The 17,929-nt window shown below is 44.7% G+C and carries 13 protein-coding genes; 4 read left to right on the top strand and 9 right to left on the bottom strand.

From position 1 onward, the window contains the following. Positions 1-3: 3 nt before the first annotated feature. Both J2Z28_RS05550 and J2Z28_RS05545 read right to left on the bottom strand, forming a co-directional pair. The gene (locus J2Z28_RS05550; RefSeq protein WP_211081521.1) at positions 4-1,356 is read right to left on the bottom strand and encodes an FtsW/RodA/SpoVE family cell cycle protein; all 1,353 of its coding nucleotides are present in this window, start codon (positions 1,354-1,356) and stop codon (positions 4-6) included. Continuing rightward, complete coding sequence (locus J2Z28_RS05545) at positions 1,353-1,688, bottom strand: PadR family transcriptional regulator (RefSeq protein ID WP_074094807.1); 336 nt, start codon at positions 1,686-1,688, stop codon at positions 1,353-1,355. Before J2Z28_RS05545 ends, J2Z28_RS05550 begins: the two co-directional genes overlap by 4 nt. A 284-nt stretch (positions 1,689-1,972) precedes the next feature. Between J2Z28_RS05545 and J2Z28_RS05540 the strand changes: the two genes are divergently transcribed. The 4 genes from J2Z28_RS05540 (at position 1,973) to J2Z28_RS05525 (ending at position 8,004) form a co-directional block, all read left to right on the top strand. After that, positions 1,973-2,557 (top strand): P-loop nucleotide/nucleoside kinase family protein, encoded by a 585-nt coding sequence (locus J2Z28_RS05540; RefSeq protein WP_211081520.1) that lies wholly within the window; start codon positions 1,973-1,975, stop codon positions 2,555-2,557. A gap of 310 nt (positions 2,558-2,867) precedes the next feature. Next, a complete protein-coding gene (locus J2Z28_RS05535) occupies positions 2,868-4,904 on the top strand; it encodes a serine hydrolase domain-containing protein (protein WP_211081519.1) in 2,037 nt (678 codons plus the stop codon). Positions 4,905-5,068: 164 nt separating this feature from the next. Further along, complete coding sequence (locus J2Z28_RS05530; RefSeq protein WP_211081518.1) at positions 5,069-7,372, top strand: sensor histidine kinase; 2,304 nt, start codon at positions 5,069-5,071, stop codon at positions 7,370-7,372. Then, positions 7,369-8,004 carry a response regulator transcription factor gene (locus tag J2Z28_RS05525; RefSeq protein WP_211081517.1) on the top strand — a complete coding sequence of 212 codons (636 nt, stop codon included), beginning with the start codon at positions 7,369-7,371 and terminating at the stop codon, positions 8,002-8,004. Before J2Z28_RS05530 ends, J2Z28_RS05525 begins: the two co-directional genes overlap by 4 nt. Positions 8,005-8,139: 135 nt before the next feature. Here J2Z28_RS05525 and J2Z28_RS05520 read toward each other — a convergent pair whose 3' ends face one another. The 7 genes from J2Z28_RS05520 to J2Z28_RS05490 all read right to left on the bottom strand — a co-directional run bounded on the left by J2Z28_RS05520 (position 8,140) and on the right by J2Z28_RS05490 (position 17,915). Continuing rightward, complete coding sequence (locus tag J2Z28_RS05520; RefSeq protein WP_211081516.1) at positions 8,140-9,105, bottom strand: sugar phosphate isomerase/epimerase family protein; 966 nt, start codon at positions 9,103-9,105, stop codon at positions 8,140-8,142. A 289-nt stretch (positions 9,106-9,394) separates the two neighbouring features. Then, the gene (locus J2Z28_RS05515; protein ID WP_211081515.1) at positions 9,395-11,113 is read right to left on the bottom strand and encodes a hypothetical protein; all 1,719 of its coding nucleotides are present in this window, start codon (positions 11,111-11,113) and stop codon (positions 9,395-9,397) included. Between the two features lie 22 nt (positions 11,114-11,135). After that, positions 11,136-12,008, bottom strand: coding sequence for a carbohydrate ABC transporter permease (locus tag J2Z28_RS05510; protein WP_211081514.1), 873 nt, complete (start codon positions 12,006-12,008; stop codon positions 11,136-11,138). Between the two features lie 38 nt (positions 12,009-12,046). Further along, a complete protein-coding gene (locus J2Z28_RS05505) occupies positions 12,047-12,949 on the bottom strand; it encodes an ABC transporter permease (RefSeq protein ID WP_017688833.1) in 903 nt (300 codons plus the stop codon). Between the two features lie 112 nt (positions 12,950-13,061). Further along, complete coding sequence (locus J2Z28_RS05500) at positions 13,062-14,663, bottom strand: extracellular solute-binding protein (protein WP_211081513.1); 1,602 nt, start codon at positions 14,661-14,663, stop codon at positions 13,062-13,064. 395 nt (positions 14,664-15,058) lie between these two features. Further along, a complete protein-coding gene (locus tag J2Z28_RS05495) occupies positions 15,059-15,433 on the bottom strand; it encodes a hypothetical protein (protein ID WP_211081512.1) in 375 nt (124 codons plus the stop codon). A 238-nt stretch (positions 15,434-15,671) separates the two neighbouring features. Continuing rightward, entirely contained in the window at positions 15,672-17,915 is a 2,244-nt protein-coding gene (locus J2Z28_RS05490) for a helix-turn-helix domain-containing protein (protein WP_211081511.1), read from the bottom strand. Positions 17,916-17,929: the final 14 nt, after the last annotated feature.

Raw genomic sequence — 17,929 nt, 5'->3', positions numbered from 1 at the left:
TGCCTATGAACTGGTCATTGGGTCGGCATCCACCTTCTGCCGTATTTTTTCATTTTTCTTCGAAATAGTATCCTTGCGGCGGTAAATACCGAGAAGTAATCCAATCATGGCATATTCAAAGATCAGATGAGTACCATATCCAATGAAAGGAAAAGCAATGCTGATGATTGGAACCTTACCAGTAATTACTACAAGAGAATAAATCATCTGCAAAGACAATATCGTAGTGACACTCAAGATGATCATGCGACCATAATCATCCCGAATACGAGGGAGTATTTTCACCATACTACTTACAAACCAGAAAATACCTATCAACAAGAGTATGCCTGCAGACCAACCAAACACATCAATAAGCATTACACCGGGAAAATCGAAATAATTACTTTTGATCAGGTCAAACCGTGTATCTAGTCCATTGCCCCACCATCCGGCTGTTCGCACGATATCCATAATCGAATTATACACAAAACCATTTCCATTGGGGTCATCCTGAAGGTTGAACACGACAGAGAATCTATCCAAACGTCTGTATTCATCCATGAAAAGCAACAATATTAGTGACAGACTTCCAGTAGTTATGGCAGCGATGATCATATAAAGCCATTTTCGTGTAATCCAGCCAAATAGAATGACCGATACAATACCAAACAATAACATACGAACCCAATCTGATATTTGAAACAAGAGCACTGCCGGTAATGCCACCATTGCAATGTAACTTAGTACTGACTGTATACTACAACTTGTTCGAAGTTTATCCAGCATAATTGCACCTATGGCGAGAGGCAATATCCACATTGAAACCGTGGTTACATCAAGTACAAAGCCGAATGGTAATGACAAGTACCTGTCTATACCGTTGTAGGCTGAAGATAGCATCGGATTGATCCACAACAGGGCATTGAACAAAATATAAATCCACCAGGCAGCTTTTTTCCATTTGCGGTAATCAAAGAAAATAAAGAAAGACATCATCATCAATCCAACAACGGTGTTTTTCACATGATAGCTGTATAAATATTGATATCTTGCTTGTGTCGTATTAGTCGTAAAAATCCACATCAGTATCAGACTGATTGTAGCCAAGACAATAATTCCAGACACAATGCCCCAATGCATACGATGGCGATGCAATCGGTGCATACTCTTGCCTACGACAGCTGGATCACCCATCTGTTCAATGGCATATGCAATTGCTTCTTCCTCTGTATAACCTTCTTGTTCTTTATCCAACATCATTTCTTCCATGTGGTTTCCCAACTCATCACGCAAGTCATTATGTACTTCGCGAGCTTTAACCTGAACACACATGTGATCAAGATAATGCTGAATTCGCTCATGTCGATTTGTCATGTCAGGCCTCCTTCCCCAAGCACCCGATCAACAGCTCTACGGAACATATTCCATTCTGCTTTTTTACTTTGTAAGGCCTCCATGCCCTTGTCACGAATCGAATAATATTTCCGTTTACGGCCTTCAACCTCCATCCAGTACGACTCTACCCAACCTTCAATCTCCATAGCATGCAAAATAGGATATAACGTGCCCTCTTTCAGATTAAACACACCCTCGGATTGACGATGTAATTCCTTAATTAATTCATATCCGTACAACGGTCGTTCCTGAAGCAGGGTCAGAATCAATGTTTCGGTACTGCCTTTAATCATTTGTTTGTTAACCTGCAACGCGCTCACTCCTTCCTTTTTAATTCATTTAGCAAGAATTTTTAGATTTTGAAAAATACACTTTTAAATCTCTTCTTTTTATATACATCGGAAACCTATGCATAGAACAACTAGGTATGATATTACCTTATCCTTCCTTTTCTGTCTAGCCAACAAGCTTCTTTATTTATGTTAAAATAAACAAGTCCTTTCATTCACGAACTCTAATGATGACTCTATATACTCGTGTATTTTTCAATTACATATCCTATTTTTTGAATCTAATTAAAGGAGGCATTACATTCATGAGCAAACTACTTTTCTTTCTCGGCGGGGCCGGAAGCGGCAAGACCACCCTTGCCAAAGCCCTTTCCCGTAAACATAAAGCGGCTTTCTTTGATATGGATATTCTGCTTCGTCCCGCGGCTGAGGCGATCATGACCCTTCAGGGACTTGATCCATCTGATCGGGATTCACCGGAATACAAACGGCTGTGCCGTGATCTTGGGTATCGCATTACGATGGACGCCGCTCTGGATAACGTACAGTTGGGTATCGATACGATCGTTGTGGGGCCATTCACCAAAGAAATTGGAACTCCCGATTGGATTGCTCAGGAACTTGCACGAATTGGACGTTCCTTGGAAGATACGGATGTGCGGGTGGCCTATATTTATCTGGAGAATGAAGCATTGTACCACAAACGGATCTCTGCAAGACAATCCCCACTAGATGAATGGAAGTTAGCCAACTGGGATGCCTTCACAGCTTCTCTCGTCCGTAAAGAAATAGCCTGGCCGCTCCCTGCTTCATCCGTCGCTTATATTGATAATTCCAGTGATGATCCTGCGATTGCCTATGCTGAACTTGAACGATGGATGTACGAGTAGTTTTATAAAATCTACTTCCCAATTCCTTTGCACGATGTCGCTTTGCATGGAAAATAAAAAGACGAAACAAAAAGAGGTATTTGTCGAGATCCCCGTTGGGTCCATCATGACAAATACCTCTTTTCATATATTCAAGATCATTCAAAACTCAATCTTCATCCTCCACAATTGCGGGATCACGCAAAAAGGTTTGCGGAAGTCCTGCCGTAATAAGTGCGTACTACGGAATCGCCATTACATTCGAACTGATAGATTATAGATGTACTTAAATGTAAGAGAACGAACATATCTCAACTCAAAGGAGAATTTCATGAAATCTCACGTAGCAACATGTCCAACTCGACAACAACACAGCTACAAATCAAATCCTAATTGGAAACGTGCCGTAGCCAACATCCTCCTGGTTGCATCTCTAAGTTTCACCACGATGACCAGTGTATCGGCAGAGAGCAGTCTCCCTCTTCCTCAGGTAAGCCCTCAGGAAACTGAATCGTTCATCAATCAATTCTTCGCCCAGCCTGAAATGAAGTCTGCTCTGAAAGGTGCGGTAGTCACCGTTGTTCACGATCAACAGATCATTTTGAATAAAGGATATGGTTATGCCAATGTGGAAAAACAAATCCCCGTCGACGCCGACTCCACTCTATTCCGTGTAGCCTCCATCTCCAAAACGCTGACAGCAACCGCTATTATGCAATTGGCCGAGCAAGGTAACGTAAAGCTTGATCAGGATATCAGCGCATACACAGACGCTTTGCATCTGACCAACCACACCGGAACAGCGTTAACATTGGAACATCTGATGACCCACACCAGCGGGTTTGATTTCACAGATGCAGCAGCTATACCCAGGGAGTTGAATCATTCTTATCCGCTTGAGCAATTCATCCAGGACAACAAACCGTCCGTTGTTCGCAATCCAGGAGAAGTTTTCCGTTATGACAATTACGGTTATGCACTCTTGGGCTACATCGTTCAGAAACAGTCCAAACTTCCGTTTGAGACTTATGTACAACAGCATATATTCAACCCTCTTGATATGTCGGATAGCCATTTTACACTAAGCAAAGACACGCTGAGTAAACTCGCAACTCCTTATGGCGCTGAAGGACAAGTACTTCCGCAATATCCCAATGTACCGGACAGCTCTCCTGAGGGGGGATTAATTACGACTGGACGGGATATGGCTCACTTTATGCTTGCGCAGCTCAATCAAGGTTCGTACCAGGGTGCACGTATACTCGAACCGTCATCCGTCCAAGCGATGCAAACCCTGGATGTGTCCATACACCCGGATATACCTGGCACAGGTTACGGATTCGAATCCACCTATTCGCAGTATAATCATGGACGGAAAGTCGTGAGTAAAGCAGGCGATCTTGACGGATTCCACTCCAATCTGTGGTTGTTACCTAACGAGAAGACTGGACTATTTATCGTCTCCAACAGTGATGGACCAGATGTGCGAGAAGCGCTTTTTCAAGCATTTATGGATCATTTTTATCCAAACAACGAGACGCATTATAGTGATTATAGCGTAACCAAGTCTTCACTCCGTACCTATGAGGGACTATATCGGGATATCCGTTTGCCTGCATGGTTGTATGATATTTTAGCAACAGAGAAAGGTCTTCAGGTTATAGATGCTTATGGCACTCACACCTTAACCCCCGTTAAGGACATGTTGTTCATGGATGAGGAAGGCAAGCTCGCTGGTTTCAAAAAAAACCAGTCAGGTGAAATCACATATTTCTATTACAACAAGTCAGATAGCTGGTCCGAAAAATTGCCAGAAGCCAGACCTTATGAAGATGTGCCAGAAGACCATCCCTATGCTCCGTACATCTATCGCTTAACCCAGATTGGCCTGTATCCACAGGATCAATCCCTATTTGAACCAGAGAAGCCTGTAAGTCGTGGGGAGTTTGTAGCACAGGTCGTGGGTATAAGCGGAATGTCCATTTCAGCTCAATCACCAACATTTAAAGATACCCAATCAAGTCCCTATGCCGCCTACATTCAAACAGCCCTTGAACTGGGTATTGTGCAAGGTAATACCCGTGGATTGTTCCATCCTGACCAAGCCATAACAAGGCAAGAGGCCGCGGTGATCATATCGAGAACGGCACAACAACTCCTTGGCGCACCTGCCGTAACTGCCGATCTCATCGGTTCACAGGATCGTTGGGCTGAAGAAGGTGTCCAGTTTGTGGTTGCTCTAGGTCTCTACGGTCCTGAAGTATCTGTATCCAGCACCGGTGCTGTGAATTATAGATCGAAGCAACCTATGCTCAGGCAGGAATCATCAGTTTTGATGTACAAAATGTTAGGCACTCTGCTACATTAACATAGAGTGATGCTCGGCAAGCCATGTCATTGCTACATGGCTTGTTTTTCCACTTCATTTTACCAATGATGCATTTTATAAGAACGGATGATTGTACCATGCGACTAAAACTCTCATTACATAGATTCATGAAAACTAAATTTAATTTCGTGTGGTTTGTAACGATGTTGTGCTTTATACTGACAGCCACGTACATCCATATCTCTTCATTTATGAATCCTTATATCGGACTTTCGTTGACACCAAATGCCTCCAATTCTTGGGCAGTACATGATGTAGATCCGCAAGGTTTAGCCTATACATCCGGGATTAGATCAGGTGACACCGTTATCTCGCTGGAACTCAAAGGACGAGTCCGCTTACTCCATCAAAAAGGTGTATTTCTAGTGACTGAAGCCTACACCATCGACGTTGAGAATTCTCACGGTCAGGCATCCCAACATACAATGAAGCCTGGACCACGTGAATGGTTCAACATCGGCTTCTCATCCATAGTAGAATTATTGCTATTGTTGACCGGAACCTATGCCTTGTTTAGCCAACCCGGTTCACGAGTGATGCGCCTGTTCTACCTCCTTAACTTGTCCATGGCCATATGTATACTGACGATGTACACATCCCAGTTGCCTTTATCCAATTATATTTTGGCCTTTTGTGCGGCATGGTTACCTTACTGTCTAACTGCTTTTTATGTGTCTTTTGTATTCCGTACCCGTCTGCATCGTTTTCGATGGTTATTAATCATCAGCAGATGTATTGCCGTTGCCTACTCTACTGGCCTTGCCTTTCTGTACATCAAGCAGTGGATGATGACCGATGTTCAAATCAATCAAGGTATTACTACCGTCAGTACTCCTGTTGCACCGTCTGGTCCAACCAATCTGCTCAACTTTATTCTTTGTGCAACCCTTCTGATCTTAATCTGGATGACATGGGTTAATCGTAAAAGCTACAATCGCAAGGAGCAGAACCAGCTATTGCTCATGTTAACAGGAATACTTGTTAGCCTGATTCCCTTCATCATCTGTTTTGCTATTCCAACCCTGCTTCAAGGTGAACCATTATTGCCTGTAGAGTACACATTAATTGGATTTCTGCCTTTGTCATGGATGTTCACTTATGTACTTGTACAACGGAGTATGCTTGACCTCAAACTGGTGATGCCAAGATTGATGATTCATGGACTATATGTTTTGATCGTATTTTTACTGTTTCTGGCTGCTTCTCACCTGCATTCGTTAATTCATATCAGCTTACTCTTTGTCTCGTTTTTGCTGATCACTTGGGTGTATCAGTACATGCTCACCCGCTCACGCAAGAAAAACAAACTTAACAAAGACTGGTTGGAACACCAACAGCTGCGGTTGACTGTGCGAATGGCTGAACAGCAAAACATGCGGGACATGATTCACGTGTTTGCCGAGATGTTCCACAAGATGCTGGATATTGAAGGTGTAATTGTCATATGGATTGATGATAAGCACAGATATTCTCAGGAAGGTACAGGGATTTTTACTTCCATTCAGAATATAGATAACCAGGCGTTGGATATTGAAGTTTTACGACAGAAAGTTGATTTGGCACAGATTTGGGAGCTGTCAGGTGAACCCACTACGGAGACAATAGGATTTCTGGGCATTGGTCACAAAGAAAATCGCACCCTTTTTTCAGCAGAGGAACAGGATATCATTAATAAAGGCAGGCTGGAAGCAATTCGAATGCTCGTCAATGGGAGACTCTTATCCGATCTGCAGAAGCGATATGAATACCGTGTAGACCAGACAGCTCTTCATGAACACCAGATACGCCGTCATCGGCAGTTCAATGATATTATGATGGAAGCCCAACAGGCAGAGCGTATGAAAACCTCTTATTTCCTTCATGACCAACTGCTTCAAAACCTGATTTTCCTGTCTCGTGATTTGGAGGAATTACACGATACCGGAGAGACGCATAAGGATCAAACGGCTGTTTGGCTGGAGTGCCTGTATGCTTCCCAGAGAGATATACGTCAATTGTGTGATGATCTCTACCCTCATATTATGGATCGAAGTGATCTTGAGGAAGCGTTGCAATGGCTCATCCGCACACTTCAAATACAAAGTGGCATCAGAATGGAACTACACTACAACGCCCTCTCTGAAGAGTTGAAGCACGAACCTCTGAAGTCCACCGTCTTTCGGACGATCCGTGAACTCATCATGAATGTGATGAAGCACGCACAGGCGTCGTTCTGCTCTATTCAGGTACATACAAGGGATACTGACTTGATTCTCCAAGTAGAGGATGACGGCTTGGGGTTTAATGTTCATACCACATTTGATACTGCAACAGGGCACTTCGGTTTGATATCCATACAAAGCAGCATTCAGCATCTCGGTGGAGAATTCACCATACATTCCAGCCTTGGCAAAGGAACCTCAATCAACATCCGTTTGCCTTTAACCAAAGGAGCAACTGAACAATGAGCGAACCCATTACAGTCGTACTGCTTGATGATCACCCCCTGGTCATGGAAGGTCTCAACAACCGCTTAAACCGCGAACCCGGCATACAGGTACTGAAAACATTCAGCGATCCATTGCTTTTTTTATCCGAAGTAGAGGCGTTGCGACCAGATGTTGTTGTGATGGATATCCGCATGCCCCAGCTTGACGGGTTCGAGGTTGTGAGAAGATTGAAAGATCAATACGGGTTATCCGTCAAAATTATATTACTATCCGGATACAACTATCACGAATTCCAGTTAAAAGCTTATGATCTGGGCGTCCATGCCTACTTGTCGAAACAAGCAACGTTTGGACAGATTATCAACGCCATTCACCAAAGTATGTTGGGTCATGTGCTTATTCCAGAGACCATGTTATCCCCTAATCTGGAGGAATCCCTCACAGCAACTGAACGGGAAGTGCTTAACCGCATTGCACTGGAGATGACCAACAAGGAGATTGCACAGGATCTGGCGATCAGTCAACGTACAGTGGAGTATCATATAACCTCTATTACACAGAAATTTGGTGTTAAGTCCAGAATTGGTGCTGTAGTCAAAGGCTATCAGGCAGGGATTCTCGGTGACGTAATACTCCCTGAGAAACGTTAAAGCATGGAACATTTTTACGAGAACAACAAAAGAGCGGCAGAACACCCTGTAATACAACCTGAGGTTTGTTCTGAACCGCTCTATCTGTTGGTTTACTTTCCTATAAGGTGCATTCATGCTTGATGCGTGTGCTCCCTATCCGCGCTGACGCGCCACATGACGTTCAGCAATACGAGCCGTGATTATTCCATGACTCTCATCGATTTCTTCCGGTGTACACGCGGCTTTCAGCTCATATACTTTCACTGGCGAACGATCAATGATATCCAAAAATGAATCAAAAAAGGTCATGTCTTTACTATGGATGTATGGACACCAATGATCTGCCAACCCTACAGTTTCATGAATATGCACGCCAACCACGTGATCAATCAACGCGTTGGCCTCACGTACATTGTCATATAGGCCCATTCGATCCATCATCATGCCGTGACCAATATCGTACCAGAGACCAAGCGGCGCGCCCTTCATTTGTCCAATAATCGTTCCCGCTTCGTGCAAAGTCGGCATCTGATAACAGCGTGAACGGGTCTCAATACCGAAATTCACCCCGTATCCTCGCTGCTCCGACAAGTCACACACCTCTTCCAGACTCTCCTGAATCCGGCTCAGGTAATATGCGCTGCCATCTTCCCGCTTCTCCAGCATCTCTTGCCATAAAGATTGATATGCCGGTGAATCCGGCCCCTGATCGTGGTATATCTTTTTCAATGCTTCATCTATATTGTATTCAAACGGAACCTCACCGGGATGTACAACAACAGCCTTGGCACCATAACGATGTGCGTACTCGGCTGAGCGAAGTAACAGCTCAATCGCCCGTTTGCGGCGCGTCTCATCATCGAATCCAAGCAGGACGGAATCCGTCCCGTAATCCGGATCAGCCACATGCGGGAATGTATTATGCACACTGGATACACCGATCTGTCCCCGTTCAATCATCGGTTCTATCGTCTGCAGCATCTCTTCCGTTACGTTATAATTCAGTTCAACCTGTTTGAATCCAAGAGACTTGATCTCCTCGATCATACCTTGTCCGTTCGTATAACGTTTAATATTCCAACATGTTGAGAACGAATACTCCTGTTTGTCCGTATACATGATTGGTCCTCCTGTCTCTCATTCTATCGCCCATTCATATTCCATTTATCTCTATCTATATAAGTTGAACCAATAAACTTTACACTAGATCACTCCAATTGCAGTACCATCTTCCGATCGCTGTTATCCCCAGATTTTTTTGATCCCCTTCTTCAAAGGGAAAAATCCGGTGATAGCTTATGCTTCCGATGCAGCTTTCTTGCAGAAAGCTTTCAGGCGAACGCTCCGCTTCTTCAGATCGGTTCTGCACTCTTCGATCTCGTGTAAATGTTCAGTTCATCTTATATACCTATTTATTCCTCATACCGTTGTCTTCATGGAGGGTCAATTCAAATCTCATCTTGTTTGCAGTCGTTCCAGGCACATAACGATAGATGATCTCCACATGATTCACGTACATCAACACGGATGGTTCAGGTGCCTCAGCCTTCACGGTACACGTAAGTCCAGGGAACTGCCATAACGCTGGTGTAATATCCTCCTGACGAAGGGAGGGGCCTCTGATTTCAAAATAAACGTCGATCTCTTCCGCCGTATCCAGCTCCACATCAATGGTTAACGAATCTGGTGTGAGATCCGCATCAAACGTTACTCCGCGCAGATGACTGTTCCACCCCTCGCCTACCTCACGGCGTATCAAGCGAAGATAATAACGCTCCCCCGTCTCTGTCTGCCAGTGGATCGTGGCGGGATGCATCTGTCCGTTCGTATTCACACTTCCCGACATGGCCCCGATCATTCGCTCCTCACCGACCCAGGCTTTGGCCGTACATAGATTCCGGTTAGACGTTGGATCATTGCGCTCACACAGTTCCATGAACTGTTTCTGCACAAGCCGATCCTTTTGATGAGCCTTGAAATACGGCACGGCTTCCGCGGGCACATCTACTCCAAGGAGAGCAATCAGTGGATCATGGCCTGACTCACAGTTGATGCCTGTCAGATACTCATACCCTTCACCAAGCAAAAGATAGATAAATACACCAATTGAACTATGCTCTCGCATCTCCATGTCGTACGCCCGAGAGAATGGGCCGGAGAGATTCTCGAGGTTGGCATTGTAGTATAGCGCAATGTTATTCCACAACCCGTGTTCGATCCGGTGTCCAATTTCAACCAAACGTTCGGTGAGACCATACTTTCGATACATGCCAAGCACGGACAGATCGACGCCATAATAGGTTGTAGTATTGAACTCCGCGAATGTACCGTCGTATTGTTCAAACTCCTTCATCAATCCTTCTGCCTGTTCATCCGAATGCTGAATCCATTCTGTCCGGTTCAAGCGGTGACCGTAGTAGTGGGTGATGAAAATGTGCATCAACTCAATATTCGTGTTCATTGGGATTACGTCGGATAACCTGCGTTCTATTGACCCTTGTACAGCCAACTCCATTGCATGATCCATCCGCTTCATGAGTGTCTCCGGCATAAGTTCGGCGAATTCGGCAGTTACAACCACACAGACACAAGCGATAAACTCGCGCCAGTTGGGATCATAACTGATCCAGACCGGTGGCAGAATCTGATTCACTGCCGAATAAAAAAGGTGTTTCAATTGTTTGGGGTCTGCTACCTCTGTTAGCAGAGAACCCTCTTCCTGTAGTTTATGGATAAACTGCGCAGACACCTTCTCAAAGGTGCGTTCCAGGAAATAGGCCGTGCCTGGCGCAAAAGATTTCCAAGCATAGTGACCCGCTGGTGGATGCAACTCATTGGGTCGGGTCGCGAAGGTTCCGTGATAGATCTCATCTGGAGCGTCATATTGAACATCGAGCACCTTGTGGAACACTCGTATCGCGCGTTCCACATCACCAGACTCATTTCGAATTAACAATCCGAGCGCATAATGTGCACTGGCTCGTGTGCTGTGCTGCGATGAATCCTCTTCTTCGAAACTACGAAGCAGATCCATTTCCTTGTCATAGAAGCTATCCATCATCAACATGGACTGATTTACAAGATACTGTTGCTCTTTCGACATCTTCTCTACCATTCGTTGTGTCATGTCATGCGACCTCCCGAGACTGTTAACCTTTTACAGCACCTACCATTACGCCACTGATAAAGTACCGCTGCAACCACGGATACACAAGCAGGATCGGTAACGTGGAGAATATAACGCTGGCTGCTTTCAGACTCTCAGGCAGGACCTGAACGGCGCCGATTCCTTCGTTCTGCATCAGTTCTGTAATCTGGTTTTGCTGAATCATCTGATACAACTTCAATTGCAAAGGATATAGTTCAGGTTTCGTAATATACATGAGTGCATCCTGGAAACCATTCCACCGTCCTACCGCGTAAAATAGGCTCAGTGTCGCCATAACCGGAAGGGATAGCGGTAGAATAATACGCATAAGGGTTCCGAAGTGGCTGCTTCCATCAATGCCCGCCGCTTCTTCGAGACTTTCGGGAATCCCTCGGAAGAAGGTAATGAGGATGATCATATAGAACGGACTAATCAATCCAGGCAGAATAAGTCCCCATGTGCTATCGAGTAGATGCAGATTTTTGATCAGAATGTACTCGGGAATAATACCCCCACTGAAGAACATCGTCACCACAATGACAAGCATGAACCACTTGCGCCCCTTCAGATTACTTTTCGCCAGTGGATAAGCTGCTGCAATGGTCATCGCCATGCTTAGCACCGTACTCAGGACGGTTAGCCAAATCGTATAAATGAGGGAACGAATCATCGATCCATCTGCAAATACTTTGGTATACGCCTCAAAGGATAACTCTTTGGGGAAAAAGGAAACTTCTCCTGAACCGATCGCCCGGTTCGAGCTGAACGAGATCGCAATAATATGAATGAATGGTGCAAGACACAGCACCATCGTAATGATAATAAGAATGACGTTTACCGTGTTGAATATTCGATTCGCCGTGTTTTCAGACATCTCACTCACTCCTTACAGATCATATGTGAATCAATCCACTACATAATGCTCTCATCGGTCAATTTCTTGGACGTATAGTTTGCCCCGAGTATGAAGACAAGTCCAACTAATGCCTGGAACAAACCTACAGCCGTTGCGAGCGTAACCTGACCAGATTGTAAACCGACACGATAGACAAATGTGCTGAGCACATCCGAGTATTCACGTACAGCCACGTTCCCTATAATAAATGGTCGGTCAAAGCCGATGGAGATCATGTTGCCGACATTGATGATCAATAAGGTAACAATCGTCGTTTTGATGCCTGGCAAGGAGATGTGCCAGATTCTGCGTAGCCGACTTGCTCCATCCACTTCTGCAGCTTCATACAGTTCCCGGTTAATCCCCGTCAGGGATGCCAGATACAGAATCGTACCCCAGCCTGCACTCTGCCACACACCTACCGCAAGATACGTGAAGAGCCAATAGTTTTTGTCTGAAAGGAATGGCAATGGATCGAATCCCATGCTCATTAAGATATTGTTAATGAAACCGGATTGCGTACCGAATACCTGAAGTACGATCCCTCCAATAATAACCCACGAAATAAAGTGAGGAATGTACAGTAAGGTCTGTGCCAACTTTTTGAACCAAGCCTTCTTCAGCTCGAACAATAAGATGGCCAATATAAGTGGTGCCGGGAAGGAAACCAGTAGATCCAGCATGTTAAGTACTAACGTGTTGCGTAATGCCGTGTAGAAACCCTGATTTTGAAACACTTCTCTGAACGCATCCAAGCCAATCCACTCACTACCGGCGATACCTTGAAAGAAATTAAAGTCCTTGAACGCAATCTGCACGCCATACATTGGCCCATACTTGAAAATAATGAAGTAGATCATGGGCAGTAGGAGCAACGCATATAGTTGCCAGTTTCTGCGGAAATAGATGCTTGTTTTCATAAAACTTCCCCCCATGTCATTCAGGATTTCTTCATCAAGACGATGTTGTCATCGCCTTAATGAAATCCCTGTTCTTTGTTGCCATACGCATTAGATGTGATCTCTACTCTACTTATTTCATCGCATTGTAAGCTTCTGTACGTTCATCCAGGATCGCTTGACCACCGCTCGCCATGTAATCTTTCATCATGCTGTCATAGGTGGCTTCAAAATCAGCGGGTTTGGAAATGGTTGTTTTTACGAAGAACTCCATAAATTTGTCTTTCAAGCCGTTACCGTAGCGTGCTTCCGCCTCAATCGGTTTGGAGAAGCGCACCGGTTGAATCGTGTCCGTGTTAGAGATCGCTACCGACTTACGCATGTCATCCCGATACTTCGACTCTACCTGTACGACATAAGCTTCTTCATTTTTCTTGTCATCCCCAACGTATTTACCATTGACGATAATGGCAATGTCACCGGAATTATAGATACGGCCTGCGATTTCAGGAGAAGCATCATCCTTGATCAATGGGACCCCATCCACAAGTTCATAGTTCTCGTTTTCAACACCGAATTGCAGATCGAACAGGTTGTTGCCCGAAGCCATCCAATCCAGATACTTCATCGCTGCTTCCGCATTTTTGCTCGATTTCGGAATCATCACATACATCGCATTGGGTGCATATGCCGGTTTGGCGAATTTGCCTTCGGAGTTTTTGAATGCATCAATCGGTGTCATCACTGCACCCGGTTGATTGGTTTGCAGGTTTTTGTACGTACCGGAGATGTAAATCTCCCCTGCATCCTCAGTGTAGAATCCAACTTTGCCGTTAGATACATCTTCCCACAGCTTTTTCTTGTCTTTGTCGAGTCCAAAGTCCTTGCTCATTAATCCTTCATTATAAAGTGTGTTCATATATTTCAGGGCATCCTTGAAACCAGGCAACAACGTTGGATAGTCATTGGAACCCAGTTGTTGCGTTAATGTATATTTTTGTTCTTCCGTCAGTGGTTCAATGAATGACCAGATCAGGGGTTCATATTGAGCCGAGGCAATCGACATCCCCATTGGGATAAGTCCTGTGCCAACCTTACCCGGATCTTTTTCCTTAAAGGCCTTCAGTGTTGTATGCAGCTCCTCAGCTGTCTCAGGTGAAGGCAATCCGAGCGCATCCAGCCAGTCCTGACGAACATAGGATGCGTACTTGCCAAGTACAAGACGTTTACCTGGAACCGCAAACTGTTGTCCATCGTATTGACCGTAGGCCAGCGTTTCATCTCCCAGGAACTTCTTCAGGTTAGGACCACTTTGATTGATCAGATCCGTAAGTTCGGTCAGACCTCCTTGCTCTGCATACCGGTTGAATGTTCCCGAATCGTAGGTAAAGACGATATCAGGTACTTCAGAGCCACTCGCCATCAGAACGTTAAGTTTCTGTACTTCCTCCGAGCGTGGTACCGGAACAAATTGAACATCGATGTTGTTTGGATCACCAAACTTCTCTTGAATGAAGCGAGTCAGATAACTGTCCGAAATGGTGTAGCCCGCCGGTGTGTTTCCCCGGTCGAAGATTTCCACTTTCAAAGTCGTTTTTTCCCCCGAACCCGACTCTCCTGATGAAGATGCTGATTCGCTTCCTGACGAACATGCAGATAATAATAGAGTGAATGCTGTTACCACTGCGAGGATTGAACTTGCCTTGCCTGCCTTACGTCTTTGAAATAATCTCATTTGACCTTTCCCCTTTCGCACACTCTCTGAATGAATTCACATGATTGCCACTCCACTTTGTTCATCTCATTTCGTCGCACCTGTGAATGTCACTAATCATTACATATAATCCGATAATCAGACAATAAACTATTTTCAAAATGTAAAATCCACGGTTTTTAAGTTAAATACCGCGATATATAAACATATTTCCTGACAATATACAATTTTCACACCTTTAATGTTAACTATAATAACATATTGTGTTCTGTTCATTTCAATTTCTTATACACAATCTGGCATCACCCAGCTCGCAATAATCCTTTTTCCGCTGGATACTCCCATCAAACCATAACAATAAGAGACCACATCTGTAGTGATCTCCATGTGTAGCAGATTTAAAAGCATTTCATGCACTAATCCCTCGGCGGAAGATTAAACTTCACTTGACCAAACAACGTATCGATGGCATTTCCCGCAAATTGATCGATAACATGTTCGTTGCTCGTATCCGTATGTTCCAAAATCAACACATTATACTTCTCATCATAATGCATTCCGCCCAAAATAAACTTCACAGGAATGTTCTGGGCTGCCCCCGCCTTCGAAATGGCCTGCACAAGTTCTGATTCATGCCTTTGGCGAGTGGTCGTGTAGGTACCATCAGGTATAATTATCGTATATGACGAGTCATCTACATTAAATGTGAATGTGTTGTTGCTTGCTGTGATGGTAATCCGCCTATTGATATCTACCGATCCCCACACTTGCTGTCCGTATGTATACATCATCTTCAACTCCTTCCCTATGAATTAATGGATTGTCATAATGCTAGTATAGGTCATTCGTAAAATTCCTTAACGTACCAGCTTAATGAGCCTATGATCTTGTATTAAAAATCAAAAAATCTCCTGTAAAAGGACGATAAGGCACGAATCTTATCCCCTCATACAAGAGATTTCATGAAATATCCTAAGAATATTGCTTTTCATGCGATGCTTGGTTGTCTGACACGTCCAATATCGATCGTTATTGATCCCCTTGTTTTCCACTCTGCTTGCGATAGTCCCCTGGTGTCACGCCCATAATCCGTTTGAATACTCTGCCGAAAGAGATGGCATTGGCATAACCCACTTGCAGAGCAATATCCTGAACAGCCATATCGGATGCAGACAACAGACGACAGGCCTTTTCGACCCTCAGTTTCACCAGAAAATCAACAAACTTCATCTCAAACTCTTCCTTGAACAGATAACTCGCATATTTGCCCGAGATTTGGAACCGATCACTCAGATGTTTCAGCGACAGATCCGGATCATCAAAATGTTCTTCAATATAAATCCGCAGCTCGTTAATCATCGCGCGATGACTTTTCGTTTCATTTACAGATACATAATTGCGATAGACCTCTTTAAGCCACTCCTGCAAAATCTCTTGAATACCCTCCAGTGTCTCCACCTGCTGGATATCACTGCGAAGACGAGTCAGGATTTCCTCGGCAAATTGGCTTTGCAGCCGCTCAGACAGCTCCCCGAATTCACGGGACAACATCTGGATTAATGCCTGCAGCAACATGCGAATATCGTTATCTGTAATCTGATCTTCACCGAACGCAACAAACATCTGATCCAGCTGCGTTCGCCAACCATCGCCGGTTAGTCTGAATTCACGGACAAAGTCTGCGAGCATCTGCAAATACTTGTACGATTGCAGCTCAATACGATCCGGCAGCTGCTCACTGAGAACGATGGCATCTTTACCAAGGGTAAGTCTATGCTGCAAACCCGCATCTGCACTCGCATAGGAACGAGTAATCTCTTCCCATCCCGATACGGTTCGTCCAATCCCGAACGTAAACCGTAGGCGAAAGTTTTCCGCAATCCACATATGCATCTGCTTAGCCAGATCCATAAGCAATTCACGGTCCAATCCTTCCTGCTCATCCGATGCAATCACCACAATAAGCCTGCGGTTCCCAAACCATTCAGCCCAACCGCCGAACTGAGTCTCATTCTGCACAAGTTCTTCCACTACGTTCATAAGCGCAATCTTCAGAATATTCTGATTGGTCGAGAGATCGTCACCATTCATCTCCGCAATGAGGACAGCAACACTCTTCGGTTCCATGAATCGTTCCTCTAGCGGTTGCAGATGGCGAAGTCGCTGACGGAACGAATCCATCCGCTCCCCTTCCATCAGATCAACGAGCAACTGTCTGCGATGAATCAGCAAGTTTTCATGATGTTGTTTCTCATAGTCAACCGTCTGAGCAATCAAATGTTCCAGCGCACGGTCGATAAGTGCCAGTTCATCTTTGACGGATGGAGCAGCTTCATCCTCCTCGGCACGTGGCTGTAACGCCTGAATTCGATTCATGATCAGCTGAATGGGGCGTGTATTTCTGCGAGTAATGTAGATTAGTCCCGCCACCGCACCAACGATCGTTAATAATCCAATACCGATCCACACATAAGAAACAAGGGATACCCATGAATACAGTTGTCCGGATTGAATACCACTCTCGAAGATCAGACCAAGCTTGTCCGCAGTCACACGATTAAGAATTTCACCTGCTGAAGGGTCCATTTGATGCGCGGTATAGATCAGATTGTCGCTCTTATCCCGAACCTGAAGAACAGATAACTTTTCATTGGTCATGTTATCAATCTGCCGTTCCACTGCATACATGCGGATGGTAATGACGAGCAGACCTTCCCCGCCCCACGGTAAAGGAAGCAACTTATTCATGCTAATCACCTGTGAAGGTACGTCGAAGGAACGTTCCTTATAATCACGCGGCAGATTCCAACCGAGGTTCTCCCGATCTTTCAAGGCTTGCTCAATATAGGCACGATCTTCGAAATCTTCCAAACGCATCATGCCTCTGGGCGTAAGAATCTGGGAATCGGACATACGATAGAGATAAATAGATTGAATCATATCCTGCTGATCCAGCATACGTCCCAGCCCACTTGCCGCATCATAGATGAACTGACTCGATAATTGTCCCTGTCCAGCTTCCAGAAAGCGACTATATGTTTTGTTTGCACCAATGTCTTCAAGCAACCGAAGTTCAATGTCGCTTAGGGAGCGCTCCAGTGTATCCACAATATAGCGTGTGGAGATCATGTCGGCTTTTTTTGTTTCATTACGTGAGAGTTCGTTGACAATCAGGAAGGAGAGAAAGATCAGAATGGAAATCGTAAGCAGAAAAATAGGAAAATACGAATACATCAACTTGGTGTGCCAATTCCGCTTCAGATTTACTTTCATAGGCTCCAACTCCT

The sequence above is a fragment of the Paenibacillus xylanexedens genome, assembly GCF_017874615.1.
GTDB lineage: Bacteria > Bacillota > Bacilli > Paenibacillales > Paenibacillaceae > Paenibacillus > Paenibacillus xylanexedens.
This window is presented reverse-complemented; position numbering and strand designations above follow the sequence as displayed.

Bases quoted from the DNA above. Each gene is read 5' to 3' on its own strand.
- J2Z28_RS05550 (WP_211081521.1), bottom strand. From the start codon at position 1,356: ATGACAAATCGACATGAGCGAATTCAGCATTATCTTGATCACATGTGT.
- J2Z28_RS05540 (WP_211081520.1), top strand. From the start codon at position 1,973: ATGAGCAAACTACTTTTCTTTCTCGGCGGGGCCGGAAGCGGCAAGACC.
- J2Z28_RS05535 (WP_211081519.1), top strand. From the start codon at position 2,868: ATGAAATCTCACGTAGCAACATGTCCAACTCGACAACAACACAGCTAC.
- J2Z28_RS05530 (WP_211081518.1), top strand. From the start codon at position 5,069: ATGTTGTGCTTTATACTGACAGCCACGTACATCCATATCTCTTCATTT.
- J2Z28_RS05525 (WP_211081517.1), top strand. From the start codon at position 7,369: ATGAGCGAACCCATTACAGTCGTACTGCTTGATGATCACCCCCTGGTC.
- J2Z28_RS05520 (WP_211081516.1), bottom strand. From the start codon at position 9,105: ATGTATACGGACAAACAGGAGTATTCGTTCTCAACATGTTGGAATATT.
- J2Z28_RS05515 (WP_211081515.1), bottom strand. From the start codon at position 11,113: ATGACACAACGAATGGTAGAGAAGATGTCGAAAGAGCAACAGTATCTT.
- J2Z28_RS05510 (WP_211081514.1), bottom strand. From the start codon at position 12,008: ATGTCTGAAAACACGGCGAATCGAATATTCAACACGGTAAACGTCATT.
- J2Z28_RS05505 (WP_017688833.1), bottom strand. From the start codon at position 12,949: ATGAAAACAAGCATCTATTTCCGCAGAAACTGGCAACTATATGCGTTG.
- J2Z28_RS05500 (WP_211081513.1), bottom strand. From the start codon at position 14,663: ATGAGATTATTTCAAAGACGTAAGGCAGGCAAGGCAAGTTCAATCCTC.
- J2Z28_RS05495 (WP_211081512.1), bottom strand. From the start codon at position 15,433: ATGATGTATACATACGGACAGCAAGTGTGGGGATCGGTAGATATCAAT.
- J2Z28_RS05490 (WP_211081511.1), bottom strand. From the start codon at position 17,915: ATGAAAGTAAATCTGAAGCGGAATTGGCACACCAAGTTGATGTATTCG.